The following is a 12,692-nucleotide window of genomic DNA, read 5'->3' as shown; positions in this document are numbered from 1 at the left end:
ATGTTCCAAGCCATTGCCAAGTCCCTCTTCGGTTCCTCCAACGACCGTTACGTCAAGTCGATCGGCAAGGTCGTCAACCAGATCAACGCGCTCGAAGACCAGGTCCGCGCCCTGTCCGACGAGGAGCTGCAGGCGCAGACCGCGAAGTTCCGCGCCCAGCTGGAAGAAGGGCGCACGCTCGACGACATCCTGCCCGAAGCCTTCGCGACCGTGCGCGAGGCATCGGTTCGCGTGCTCGGCATGCGCCATTTCGACGTGCAGATGATCGGCGGCGTCGTGCTCCATCGCGGCGAGATCGCCGAAATGCGCACCGGCGAGGGCAAGACCCTGGTGGCCACGCTGGCCACTTACCTCAACGCGATCGAGGGCAAGGGCGTCCACGTCGTGACCGTCAACGACTACCTTGCCCGCCGCGACGCGGAATGGATGGGGCAGCTCTATCGCTGGCTGGGGCTGACGGTCGGCGTGATCGTGCCGAACCTGAACGAGCAGCAGCGCCGCGAGGCCTACGGGGCCGACATCACCTATGGCACCAACAACGAGTTCGGCTTCGACTACTTGCGCGACAACATGAAGCACGAGCGCGGCCAGATGGTGCAGCGCCCGTTCAACTACGCGATCGTCGACGAGGTGGACTCGATCCTGATCGACGAGGCGCGCACGCCGCTGATCATCTCCGGCCCGACCGAGGACAAGAGCGAACTCTACACGACGATCGACGCGATAGTGAAGCGGATCGACGACAGCTATTACGACGCCGACGAGAAGACCAAGAACATCACCTGGACCGAAGAGGGGATCGAGAAGGTCGAGACCATGCTGGCCGAAGCCGGCCTGCTGGAGACCGAGAACCTCTACGACGTGGAGAATACCCAGGTCGTCCACCACCTCGACCAGGCGCTGAAGGCGAACGTGATGTTCAAGCGCGATACCGACTACATCGTGAAGGACGGCAAGGTCGTCATCATCGACGAGTTCACCGGGCGCATGATGGACGGCCGCCGCTGGTCGAACGGCCTGCACCAGGCGGTCGAGGCCAAGGAAGGGGTGAAGATCGAGCCGGAGAACCAGACGATGGCCTCGATCACCTTCCAGAACTATTTCCGCATGTATCCGAAGCTTTCCGGCATGACCGGCACCGCCGCCACGGAAGCGGCCGAGTTCTGGGACATCTACAAGATGAACGTGGTCGAGATCCCGACCAACGTCCCGGTCCAGCGGATCGACGAGGAAGACGAATTCTACAAGAACACGCAGGACAAGTTCAAGGCGATCGCCAAGGCGATCCGCGAGAAGAACGAGATCGGCCAGCCCGTCCTGGTCGGCACCGTGTCGATCGAGAAGTCCGAACTGCTGTCGAAGTTCCTTGACGAAGAAGGCGTGAAGCACGCCGTGCTCAACGCCCGTTTCCACGAGATGGAAGCGCATATCGTGGCCCAGGCGGGCCGGCTGGGCGCGGTTACCATCGCGACCAACATGGCCGGCCGCGGGACCGACATCCAGCTGGGCGGCAATGTCGATTTCCGGATCGAGGACGAGCTGCGCGACATGCCCGAGGGGCCAGAGCGCGACGCCGCGATCGAGAAGATCAAGCAGGAAGTCGCCGCCGAGCGGGACAAGGTGCTCGAGGCCGGCGGCCTGTTCGTTCTCGGCACCGAGCGGCACGAATCGCGCCGTATCGACAACCAGCTGCGCGGCCGTTCGGGCCGCCAGGGCGATCCGGGCCTTTCGCGGTTCTACCTCTGCCTGGAAGACGACCTGCTGCGCATCTTCGGGCCCGACACGCTGTTCGCGCGGATGATGAATTCGAACCTGGAGGACGGCGAGGCGATCGGATCGCGCTGGCTTTCCAAGGCGATCGAGACCGCCCAGAAGAAGGTCGAGGCGCGCAATTACGACATCCGCAAGCAGGTCGTCGAATACGACGACGTGATGAACGACCAGCGCAAGGTCATCTACGAACAGCGCGCCGAGATCATGGACAGCGAGACGGTGGACGACGTCGTCGTGGACATGCGGCACGACACGGTCGGCGCGATCGTGCGCGAAAACTGCCCGCCCGGATCGTATCCCGAACAGTGGAACGTCGAAGGGCTGAAGGAACGCGTCGCCGAAGTCATCGGCATCGAACCGCCGATCGACGAGTGGATGCAGGAAGACACGCTGGAGCCGGAACTGATCGAGGAACGTCTGCGGAGCGAGGCCGACGCGATCATGGAGCGCAAGATCGCCGAGAACGACCCGACGATCTGGCGCCAGGTGGAAAAGTCGATCCTGCTCGAACGGCTCGATTTCCACTGGAAGGAACACCTCGCGACGCTCGACGCGCTGCGGCAGGTCGTGTTCCTGCGCGCCTATGCCCAGAAACAGCCGATCAACGAATACAAGCAGGAAGCGTTCGGCCTGTTCGAATCGATGCTCGACAAGCTGCGCGAGGACGTGACGGGCATCCTGCTGAAGAGCGAGCTGCGTATCGCCGCCCCGCCGCAGCAGGAACTGCCCGACCTGCCCGATTTTCTGACCGGGCATATCGACCCGCTGACCGGGCTGGACAATTCGGCGGACGGCGACGGTTCCGCCGGGCGCGCGGCGCTGTTCGGCGCGCTGGCCGGCAGCCCCAGGGCCGCCGCCGGCCCCGGCGGCTCGGCACCGGAAAACCCCTATGCCGGCATGGACATCAGCCGCAACGCCCCGTGCCCGTGCGGTTCGGGCAACAAGTACAAGCATTGCCACGGCGCGGCCGGGTGAGTGCGCGCTCGCCGGGGCTCCGTGCCCCGGCATGAACGACGGGTCCAGCATGAAAAAGGGCGCGGAGGGGATGACCCGCCGCGCCCTTTTTCATGTCCGCCACCGAGTGGCTCCCCGAGTTGGATTCGAACCAACGACCAAGTGATTAACAGTCACCTACTCTACCGCTGAGCTATCGGGGAACAGTCTCGGTGCGGACAGGGGTGCGCCTATATGGGCGCGTTTCGGCTTTGGCAAGGGGGTGCTGCACCCTGTTTTCGCGCGCGCCGCATGTCAGGCGATGAACTGTTCCGCCACGATCCGTTCGTCGAGCGCGTGGCCCGGATCGAACAGCAATGTCAGCTGCAGTTCGCGCGCGATTTCCAGCGTCACCTCGGCCACGTCGCGCACTTCCTTCTGGTCGGCAACGGCCGAGACCGGGCGCTTGGCCGGCTCGCGCACGCGGAGCTGGATGCGGCTGCGATCGGGCAGCAGGGCCCCGTTCCACCGGCGCGGGCGGAACGGGCTGATCGGGGTGAGGGCGAGAAGCTGCGAATCGAGCGGCAGGATCGGGCCATGGGCCGAAAGGTTGTAGGCGGTGGAGCCGGCCGGCGTCGCCACCAGCACGCCGTCGCAGACCAGTTCCGCGATCCGCACCCGGTCGTTGACCGAGACCTCGATCTTCGCCGTCTGCCGGGTTTCACGCAGCAGCGACACCTCGTTGATCGCGCAGAAAGTGGTGGTCGCGCCGTCCTGGGTGACGGCCTCCATCCGCAGCGGCGCAATCTGGAAGGCGCGCGCGCGGTTGACCTTGTCGAGCAGGTTGCCGCTCTTGCGATAGCGGTTCATCAGGAAGCCGACCGTGCCGAGGTTGATGCCGTAGACCGGCTTGATCTTTCCGCTGTCGAGCATCTGGTGCAGCGTTTGCAGCATGAAGCCGTCGCCGCCGATGACGGCCACGGCCTCCGCCTCCTCGATCGGGCAGAAGCTCATCGCCTCGCGCAGCTCGTGCGCCGCGGCCTGGGCGCGTTCGCTGTCCGAAGCGACCATTGCCAGCCGCGAAAATTCGTTGGAAACACTCATTTAACGGAGGCTCCGTCCCTGCCCGGCGCGCAACCTATGGGCGGGCGTCTCGATTTGCAACGCGCGCCGGCGACGGGCAGACGCGCGGGGCGGTTTGCGCCATCGAGCGAGGGATGAAATCAATGCTGCCGATTCGCGAACGCCGGACCTCCGCCGATCGCCGCAAGAACGACGAGACGATCGCTGCCGAGCTGGCGGCGGCCTTTGCCGAAGGCCAGATCGAGGTTCTCTACCAACCGCAGTTCGCGTGCGAGGATGGCAGCCTGGTCGGGGCCGAGGCGCTTGCGCGCTGGAATCACCCCGCGCGCGGGCAGATCGGGGCGGAGGCGATGTTCTCGCTGGCGGCGCGGGCGGGGATGTCCGAAAGGCTCACGCGCCATGTCGCCGCGCGCGCGCTGGACGACGCGGCCGGCTGGCGCGCGCCCTTGCGCCTGTCGCTCAACGTCACGGCCGCCGATATTGCCGCGCCGGACTTCGCCGATGCGCTGACCGCGATCGTCGGACAGGCATCGTTCCCGCCCGACCGGCTGACCCTGGAGCTGACCGAGCATGCGCTGGTGCGCGATATCGAGGGCAGCGCCCGCCAGCTCGCCCGCCTCGCCGCCGACGGGATGCGGCTGGCGCTCGACGATTTCGGCGCGGGGTTCTGCAACTTCCGCTATCTCAAGGTCCTGCCGCTGCATTACCTGAAGCTCGACCGGTCGATGGTGGAGGGGATCGTCACCGATCCGCGCGATCTCGCGATCCTGCGCGCCATCGTGGCCTTGGCCGGCGCGCTCGATATCGCGGTGATCGCCGAGGGGATCGAGCGCGAGGCCCAGCTGGCCGCGGTGCGCGCGGAAGGCTGCGTGCTCTACCAGGGGTTCCTGCGGGCACGACCGATGGACGCGGGCGCCTTCGCGGCCTTCGCGCGCGACGGGGCAGGGGGCGCCCCCGGCGACGCCTAGGCCGCCGCCTCGCCCCGCCTGCGCGCCGCCTTGCGCGCGATCCCGCTCAGCCCCTTGGTGAGCTGGAACAGGCCGTTGAGGCGCGAGCGCGGATCGCCCCAGGCGCGGCTGATCACCAGCTTCATGTCGGGCCGCAGCTTCGCCGTGTCCTTCAGCCGCTCGACATAGGCGAGCAGCCCGGCCGGGTCGGGGAAGTCGTCGTTGTGGAACGTCACCAGCGTGCCGCGCGCGCCGACGTCGATCTTGGCGATATTGGCCTCGATCGCCTGGTGCTTGATCTCGATCAGGCGGACGAGGTTGGCGGTGGCATCGGGCAGCGGGCCGAAACGGTCGATCATCTCGGCGGCCATGGCCTCGATCTCCGCCTTGTTCTTCGCGTCGTTCAACCGGCGATAGAGCGCCATGCGCACGGCCAGGTCGGGGACATAGTCGTCGGGGATCATGATCGGGGCATCGACCGTGATCTGCGGGCTCAGCGGCCCGTCGTCGCGCTCCAGCCCGGCGTCGCCGGCCTTGGCGGCGAGGATCGCGTCCTCCAGCATCGACTGGTAGAGCTCGAAGCCGACCTCGCGAATATGGCCCGACTGCTCGTCGCCCAGCAGGTTGCCGGCCCCGCGGATGTCGAGATCGTGGCTCGCCAGCTGGAAACCCGCGCCGAGGCTGTCGAGATCGCCCAAGACCTTGAGCCGTTTCTCCGCCACTTCTGACAGGGTCACGTCCTTCTCGTACGTCAGGTAGGCATAGGCGCGCAGCTTCGACCGGCCGACGCGGCCGCGCAGCTGGTAGAGCTGGGCCAGGCCGAAGATGTCCGCCCGGTGGATGATGATCGTGTTGGCGCTGGGCAGGTCGAGCCCGCTTTCGACGATGGTGGTGGAAAGGAGCACGTCGTACTTGCCCTCGTAGAAGGCGCTCATCCGTTCCTCGATCTCGTTCGCCCCCATCTGGCCGTGGGCGGCGACGAATTTCACTTCGGGCACGTTCTCGTGGAGCCAGTCCGAAACCTGCTCCATGTCCGAAATGCGGGGGACGACGATGAAGCTCTGCCCGCCGCGGTGGTGTTCGCGCAGCAGGGCCTCGCGCATCACCATGTCGTCCCACTCCATCACGTAAGTCCGCACCGCGAGGCGATCGACCGGCGGCGTCTGGATCGTCGAAAGCTCGCGCAGGCCGCTCATCGCCATCTGCAGCGTGCGCGGGATCGGCGTGGCGGTGAGGGTGAGCACGTGCACGTCGGCCCGCAGCTGTTTGAGCTTCTCCTTGTGGGTCACGCCGAAGCGCTGCTCCTCGTCCACGATGACGAGGCCGAGGTCGCGGAACTTCGTGGTCTTCGACAGGATCGCGTGGGTGCCGACGACGATGTCGACCTGCCCGGCGGCCAGCGCCTCGCGCGTTTCGGCCATTTCCTTGGCCGGCACGAGGCGCGAGAGGCGGCCGATCCGCAGCGGGAAGCCGGCGAAGCGTTCGATGAAATTGGCGTAGTGCTGGCGCGCGAGGAGGGTCGTGGGGGCGACGACCGCGACCTGCTGGCCCGCCATCGCCGCGACGAAGGCCGCGCGCAGCGCGACCTCGGTCTTGCCGAAGCCGACGTCGCCGCAGACCAGGCGATCCATCGGGCGCCCCTGCGCCAGGTCGTCCAGGACATCCTGGATCGCGCGGTCCTGGTCGTCGGTTTCCTGCCAGGGGAAGCGATCGACGAACTGGTTGTAACTCGCCTCCTCGGGCTCGAGCGCGGGGGCTTTCTTCAACGCGCGCTGCGCGGCGACCTGCATCAGTTCGCCGGCGATCTCGCGGATCCGCTCCTTCAGGCGCGCACGGCGCTTCTGCCAGGCCTCGCCGCCGAGGCGGTCGAGCATGACCGCGTCCTCGCTGCTGCCGTACTGGCTGAGCACGTCGATGTTCTCGACCGGGATGTAGAGCTTGTCGCCGCCCTTGTATTCCAGCATCACGCAATCGTGCTGGCTCTTGCCGACCGCGATCGGCTCCAGCCCGATGTACTTGCCGATCCCGTGTTCGACGTGGACCACCAGGTCGCCCCGGTTGAGCGCCGACAGCTCGGCCAGGAAGGCATCGGAATCCTTGCGCCGCTTCTTGCGCCGCACGAGCCGGTCGCCGAGCACGTCCTGCTCGGTCACCAGCTCCATCTCGTCGTTGGCGAAGCCGGTTTCGAGCGGCAGGACGAGTGCCGCCGGGCTCCCCTTGGCGGCAGTGCCCAGCGCTTCCTGCCATCCGTCGGCGAGCCGGGTTTGCGCCCCCGCTTCGGACAGGATCGAGGCGATGCGGGCACGGCTGCCGGGCGAATAGGCGGCGAAGAGCGCCTTGCGGCCCGATTTCGCGACCGCGCGCAAGTGTTCGGCGGCGCTCTCGTACACGTTGTCGCCGCGGGCCCGCTCGGGTGCGAAGTCGCGGGCCGAGGAGAAGCCGAAATCGACCACGCCCGTCCCCTCGGGCTCGGCGAATATGGTCGTGCGGTGGACCGGGCGGGACTGGAGCGCCGCGCCGAACTCTTCCTGCGCCAGGTAGAGCGCATCGGGTGCCAGCGGGCGATAGCTGCCCTTGGCCTGGCCGCCGGTGCTCCGGCGCTGGTCGTGGTAATCGGCAATGTCGGTCAGGCGCTCCTCCGCGGCCTGGAGCGCGGCCGAATCGATGACCACGAGGTCGTGCGGATCGAGATGATCGAACAGGGTCGCCATCCGTTCCTCGAACAGCGGCAGCCAGTGTTCCATTCCCGCCAGCCGCCGCCCCTCGCTCACCGCCTCGTAAAGCGGGTCCTGCGTGGCATTGGCGCCGAAAAGCTCGCGGTAACGGCCGCGGAAGCGCTTGATGCTGTCATCGTCGAGCAGGGCCTCGCTCGCGGGAAGGATGAGGTGCGAATCGAGCACCCCGGTGCTCATCTGCGTCGAGGGGTCGAAGCTGCGCAGGCTTTCCAGCTCGTCGCCGAAGAAATCGAGCCGCAGCCCTTCCTCCATCCCGGAAGGAAAGACGTCCACGATCGATCCGCGGACCGCGTATTCGCCCTTGTCCACCACCGTATCGGTGCGGCCGTAGCCCTGGCGCTGGAGCAGCGCGGAGAGACTCTCGCGCCCGATTTCCACCCCGGGGCGGAAATCGCGCACGCTTTCGCGAATGCGGAACGGGGTCAGGACGCGCTGGAGCAGGGCATTGGCGGTGGTGACCAGCAGCTGCGCCCCGGCCTTGCCGGCCTGGAGCCGATGAAGGGCTGCCAGCCGGCTTGCGCTGACCGAAAGGGCGGGGCTGGCGCGGTCGTACGGCAGGCAGTCCCAGGCCGGGAACTCGATCACGTCCAGTTCGGGGGCGAAGTACTGCGCGGCCTCGGCGACGGCGCGCATCGCCGCATCGTCGGGCGCGACGAAGACTGCCCGCCCGCCCGCCGCGCGCGCGAGGTCGGCCATGACGAGCGGCTGCGCCCCGCGCGCGACCGAGGCGAGGGTGAGCGGCTTGTCCGCCGCCAGGATGTGTTGGAGATCGGGCATCTAGGGTCAAAGCTTCCAGTCGGCGGACGGGTTCCGGGCACGGGTCTTCACCCCGGGGTCGTGTGGGCCGGGGCGGAGTTCGCCGCCCGATAGCGCGGGCGTGCGCCGGGCACCACCCCGCGGGCGGCGGGCGGCGGGCGCCGGAAAGCGGTTGCCGGCGCGGTCTAGCGCTGCGCCGCGCCAGTACCCGCGATCTTGCCCTCGATATCGACGTAGTCGAGCTTCTGCATGGCGGCCATCTGGCTGCCCGCGAAGCGTTGGGGAACGGGCTGCGTGCCGAGCGCCCAGGCCATGACGTCGACGTCGTCCTGCTCGAGAAGCGCCTCGAACCAGGCAAGGCCTTCCTCGTCCCACTGCGCGTGATAGCGATCGAAGAAGCCGCCGATCATGAAATCGGCCTCGCGCGTGCCGCGGTGCCAGGCGCGAAAGCGGGCTTTGGAAAGGCGGGCGGGGTCGATCATCGCGCGCGCCCTACCGGGTTTGTCCCCGGCCGTCATCCCCGAGAATCGTGCCCGGACCCGGCTTTTCAGGGGCCATTCGCCGGGGCCGGTTGCCGGCGGCTTTCGCCGCGGTCGCGGCTGGGGTAGTGGCAGCCCATGCGCCCGGACATCCTCAACCCGCTGTTCGCCGAGACCGGCACGCTCGACGGGGTCGGCCCGAAGCTGGCCCGGCCGCTCGGCAAGCTCGGGCTGACCCGGGTGCGCGATCTCGCCTATCACTTGCCCGAACGCTTCGTGACGCGCCGCCCGGTGGACGATCTCGACCAGGCGGGGGAGGGCGAGCAGATCGTCGTCGCGCTGACGCCCAGCGAACACCGCGCCGCGCGCTCGGGGCGTGGGCCCTATCGCGTGCTGGCCCACGACAGCGCGGGCAACGTCTGCGCGCTGACTTATTTCGGCCGCGCCTCCTACACCGCGAAGAAACAGCTGCCGGTGGGGGAGAAGCGCTGGGTCGCCGGGCGGCTCGACCGTTACGGCGACATGTTGCAGATCGTCCATCCCGACCATGTCAGCGAGGCCGGCGATGCCACGCTCGGCCACTTGTGCGAGCCAGTCTATGCGCTGTCCGAAGGGCTGACCCAGCCGCGCCTGGCCGGGCTGGTCGGCCAGGCGCTGGAGCGTCTGCCGGACCTGCCGGAATGGATCGAGCCGGGGCAGCGCGCGGCGCGCGACTGGCCGGATTGGCGCCGGGCGCTGGCCCAGGCGCATCGCGGGGAAGATTCCGCGGCGCGCGATCGGCTGGCCTACGACGAACTGCTGGCCAACAGCCTCGCCCTCATGCTCGTGCGCGCGGACAACCGCCGCCGCCGGGGACAGCCGCTGACGGGCGACGGCAGGCTTCGCGAGCGGCTGGAACTGCCGTTCCCGCTGACCGGCGCCCAGACCCGCTCGATCGCGGAGATCGAGGGCGACCTGGGGCAGGAGGCGCCGATGCTGCGGCTGCTGCAGGGCGATGTCGGCGCGGGCAAGACGGTGGTCGCGCTCCACGCCATGCTGATCGCGGTCGAGGCGGGCAGGCAGGCGGCCCTGCTGGCCCCGACCGAGATCCTCGCGCGCCAGCATTTCGAGACCCTGCGCGCCATGCTGCGCCCCACCGGGGCCGAGATCGCGCTGCTGACCGGGCGCGACAAGGGGCGCGCGCGCGAATCGATCCTGATGGGGCTGATGGACGGCACGATCAACGTCGTCGTGGGGACGCACGCGATCTTCCAGGACAGCGTCGCCTATCGCGATCTTGCGCTGGTGGTGATCGACGAGCAGCATCGCTTCGGCGTGGCCCAGCGCCTGCAACTGGCGGCCAAGGGCCGGCGGACGCCGCACACGCTGGCGATGACGGCAACCCCGATCCCCCGCACGCTGACCCTGGCCCAGTACGGCGAGATGGACGTCAGCCGCCTCGACGAGATGCCGGCCGGGCGCCAGCCGATCGACACCCGCGTCGTCGCGCAGGAACGGCTGGCCGACGTGGTCGAGGCCGTCGGCCGCCACGTCGCGGGCGGGCAGCAGGCCTACTGGGTCTGCCCGATGGTGCGCGAGCACGAGAGCGAGGACATTGCCGCGGCCGAGGCGCGCCACGCGGCCTTGCAGGAACGGTTCGGCGACGGGGTCGTGCTCGTCCACGGCCAGCTCGCGCCCGAACGCAAGGACGCGGCCATGGCGCGCTTCGCCGCAGGCGAGGCGAAACTGCTGGTCGCGACGACCGTGATCGAGGTCGGGGTGGACGTGCCCGCGGCCACGCTGATGGTGATCGAGCAGGCGGAGCGTTTCGGGCTGGCCCAGTTGCACCAGCTGCGCGGGCGCGTGGGGCGGGGGAGCGAGAAATCGACCTGCCTCCTGCTGCGCGGCGATGCCCTGTCGGAAACGGGGCGCGAACGCCTGGCCCTGATGCGCGAGACGCAGGACGGTTTCCGCCTGGCGGAGGAAGACCTGCGGCTGCGCGGCGGCGGCGAACTGCTGGGAACGCGCCAGTCGGGCGATACGCCGTTCCGCGTCGCCACGCTCGACCAGATCCAGCGCCTCCTGCCGCTCGCGCACGACGACGCGCGGCTCCTGATGGAACGCGACGGCGGTCTGGAGGGTGAACGCGGCTCCGCTGCGCGCGTCCTGCTCTATCTGTTCGAGCGCGACTGGGGCGTCCAGCTCCTGCGCGGAGGCTAGCGCAGCAGCGCCACCAGCGCTTCGGCCCCGCGGCTCACGTCTTCCCAGGTGCGGACGAAGTTGTCCTCGCCGCCGTGCCAGGGGTCGGCGACTTCGGCGCCTTCGCGTCCGGGCACCAGGTCCATGAACATCGCGACTTTCGCCCTGCTGTCCGGCGGCCGCAGGCGTTCGATATCGCGCATGTTCGAGCGGTCCATGCCGACGATCCAGTCGAACCGGTCGAAATCCTCCACCGCCAGCTGGCGCCCGCGATAGTGCGCGATGTCGATCCCGTGCCGTTTTGCCGTGGCGATGCTGCGCGGGTCGGGCGGCTCGCCGACGTGGTAGTCGGCGGTCCCGGCGCTGTCGGCCGCGACAGCGAGGCCCGCGCGGGCCGCGGCCTCGCGAAACGCCGCCTCCGCAAGCGGAGAGCGGCAGATATTGCCGAGGCAGACGAACAGGATGGCGGGGGTGGTCATCGCGATCTCCTCCCGCCCATGGAGCCTGGAGCGATCCGGCCGCGAATGCCCAGGACATTCGCCCGAAACACTCGCGTAGCGCGGAAAACTGGTCGGGGAGAGAGGATTCGAACCTCCGGCCCCTGCCTCCCGAAGACAGTGCTCTACCAGGCTGAGCTACTCCCCGACCGTGTCGGTCCCGCCCGGGCAAGCCCGTGCGGGTCGAGGCAAGGCGCGCCCTATAGGGAGCGTGACGCGGGGTGGCAAGCGGGCATTTGCAGGTCTAGGGAAAAGTCATGGCCAGTGCCGCGATTCCCGCCGATTCTTCCGCCCGCGATCACCCGGAGTGGCAATATCTCGACCTGATGCGGCGCATCTGGTCCGAGGGCAGCGAACGGGTCGACCGTACCGGGATCGGCACCCGGTCGATCTTCGGCGCCACGCTGCGATTCGATCTCGCCGGCGGGGCCATGCCGCTGCTGACGACCAAGCGCGTGTACTGGAAGACCGCCACGCGCGAGATGCTGTGGTTCCTGACCGGCGAGACCAATATCCGCCCGCTGGTGCTGCAGGGCGTGAAGATCTGGAACGAGTGGCCGCACGCGCGCTACGTGCGCGAGACGGGCGAGCAGATCGCGCTCGACGATTTCGTCACCCGCATCGCCGAGGACGAGGCCTTTGCAGAGCGGTGGGGCGATCTCGGCCCGGTCTATGGCAAGCAATGGGTGGACTGGCCGACCTGGCGCTATCGCAAGGACGGGCTCTACGAACCCGGGCCCGGCATCAACCAGGTCGCGCAAGTGGTCGAATCGCTGCGCCACGATCCGGGCAGCCGGCGCCATATCATCGAGGGCTGGAACGTCGCCGAGCTGGATCGCATGGCCCTGCCGCCGTGTCACAAGACCTACCAGTTCCACGTCGCCGACGGGCGGCTCAACTGCGCGCTGTACCAGCGCAGCTGCGACGTCGCGCTGGGCCTGCCGTTCAACTTGTGGTCGGGCGCGCTCTTGCAGCGCATGCTCGCGCAGCAGGTGGACCTGGAGCCGGGTGAATTCGTGTGGATGGGGGGCGACGTGCACCTCTACCTGAACCACAGCCACCTGATCGAGGAACAGCTGGCAAGGGAACCGCAGGGCCGCCCGCGGCTTGAGATAATGCGGCGGCCGGAGAGTGTTTTCGGTTACCGGATCGAGGATTTCGAGGTGCGCGACTACGCGCCGCTCGCGCCGATCAGGGCGCCGGTGGCGGTCTGAGACGGGAAAGCTTGACCCCTCCCGCGGCGTGAAATAAAATAACGCACACGTAAAAGAATGCGTCTCACGCTGGAATGCATCTCACGCTCTGGGAGAA

At 68.3% G+C, this 12,692-nt stretch carries 8 protein-coding genes and 2 tRNA genes; 4 read left to right on the top strand and 6 right to left on the bottom strand.

Features of this window, described 5'->3' with window-relative positions; genetic code table 11:
* Positions 1–2,748 (top strand): preprotein translocase subunit SecA, encoded by a 2,748-nt coding sequence (secA, locus tag GRI72_RS06215; protein WP_160733055.1) that lies wholly within the window; start codon positions 1–3, stop codon positions 2,746–2,748.
* Between the two features lie 107 nt (positions 2,749–2,855).
* Here secA and GRI72_RS06210 read toward each other — a convergent pair.
* A tRNA-Asn gene (locus GRI72_RS06210) sits at positions 2,856–2,930 on the bottom strand.
* A 91-nt stretch (positions 2,931–3,021) separates the two neighbouring features.
* Positions 3,022–3,810, bottom strand: coding sequence for an NAD kinase (locus tag GRI72_RS06205; protein WP_160733054.1), 789 nt, complete (start codon positions 3,808–3,810; stop codon positions 3,022–3,024).
* A 122-nt stretch (positions 3,811–3,932) separates the two neighbouring features.
* Between GRI72_RS06205 and GRI72_RS06200 the strand changes: the two genes are divergently transcribed.
* Positions 3,933–4,757: an EAL domain-containing protein gene (locus GRI72_RS06200; protein ID WP_237486818.1), complete on the top strand. Its 825-nt coding sequence runs from the start codon at positions 3,933–3,935 to the stop codon at positions 4,755–4,757.
* On the opposite strand, the gene mfd is transcribed toward GRI72_RS06200, so the two are convergent.
* Positions 4,754–8,248 carry a transcription-repair coupling factor gene (gene mfd / locus GRI72_RS06195; RefSeq protein ID WP_160733052.1) on the bottom strand — a complete coding sequence of 1,165 codons (3,495 nt, stop codon included), beginning with the start codon at positions 8,246–8,248 and terminating at the stop codon, positions 4,754–4,756. The genes GRI72_RS06200 and mfd overlap by 4 nt on opposite strands.
* A 164-nt stretch (positions 8,249–8,412) precedes the next feature.
* The gene (locus GRI72_RS06190; RefSeq protein ID WP_160733051.1) at positions 8,413–8,709 is read right to left on the bottom strand and encodes an FAD assembly factor SdhE; all 297 of its coding nucleotides are present in this window, start codon (positions 8,707–8,709) and stop codon (positions 8,413–8,415) included.
* Between the two features lie 135 nt (positions 8,710–8,844).
* Between GRI72_RS06190 and recG the strand changes: the two genes are divergently transcribed.
* Positions 8,845–10,905, top strand: a complete 2,061-nt coding sequence (gene recG, locus GRI72_RS06185) for an ATP-dependent DNA helicase RecG (RefSeq protein WP_160733050.1) — start codon at positions 8,845–8,847, stop codon at positions 10,903–10,905.
* Here the strand turns inward: recG and GRI72_RS06180 are convergent.
* Both GRI72_RS06180 and GRI72_RS06175 read right to left on the bottom strand, forming a co-directional pair.
* On the bottom strand, positions 10,902–11,363 hold the full coding sequence (locus GRI72_RS06180) for a low molecular weight protein-tyrosine-phosphatase (protein WP_160733049.1): 462 nt from the start codon (positions 11,361–11,363) through the stop codon (positions 10,902–10,904). The genes recG and GRI72_RS06180 overlap by 4 nt on opposite strands.
* An 89-nt stretch (positions 11,364–11,452) precedes the next feature.
* Positions 11,453–11,529, bottom strand: a tRNA-Pro gene (locus GRI72_RS06175).
* A gap of 109 nt (positions 11,530–11,638) precedes the next feature.
* Between GRI72_RS06175 and thyA the strand changes: the two genes are divergently transcribed.
* A complete protein-coding gene (thyA, locus tag GRI72_RS06170; protein ID WP_160733048.1) occupies positions 11,639–12,595 on the top strand; it encodes a thymidylate synthase in 957 nt (318 codons plus the stop codon).
* Positions 12,596–12,692: the final 97 nt, after the last annotated feature.

Source organism: Pelagerythrobacter marinus, assembly GCF_009827515.1.
Lineage (GTDB): Bacteria > Pseudomonadota > Alphaproteobacteria > Sphingomonadales > Sphingomonadaceae > Pelagerythrobacter > Pelagerythrobacter marinus.
The sequence above is the reverse complement of the archived record's forward strand: the minus strand, read 5'-3'. Positions and strand labels throughout refer to the sequence as shown.

Coding starts and splice junctions, on each gene's coding strand:
- recG (WP_160733050.1), top strand. CDS start 8,845: ATGCGCCCGGACATCCTCAACCCGCTGTTCGCCGAGACCGGCACGCTC.
- GRI72_RS06200 (WP_237486818.1), top strand. CDS start 3,933: ATGCTGCCGATTCGCGAACGCCGGACCTCCGCCGATCGCCGCAAGAAC.
- GRI72_RS06180 (WP_160733049.1), bottom strand. CDS start 11,363: ATGACCACCCCCGCCATCCTGTTCGTCTGCCTCGGCAATATCTGCCGC.
- mfd (WP_160733052.1), bottom strand. CDS start 8,248: ATGCCCGATCTCCAACACATCCTGGCGGCGGACAAGCCGCTCACCCTC.
- thyA (WP_160733048.1), top strand. CDS start 11,639: ATGGCCAGTGCCGCGATTCCCGCCGATTCTTCCGCCCGCGATCACCCG.
- GRI72_RS06205 (WP_160733054.1), bottom strand. CDS start 3,810: ATGAGTGTTTCCAACGAATTTTCGCGGCTGGCAATGGTCGCTTCGGAC.
- GRI72_RS06190 (WP_160733051.1), bottom strand. CDS start 8,709: ATGATCGACCCCGCCCGCCTTTCCAAAGCCCGCTTTCGCGCCTGGCAC.
- secA (WP_160733055.1), top strand. CDS start 1: ATGTTCCAAGCCATTGCCAAGTCCCTCTTCGGTTCCTCCAACGACCGT.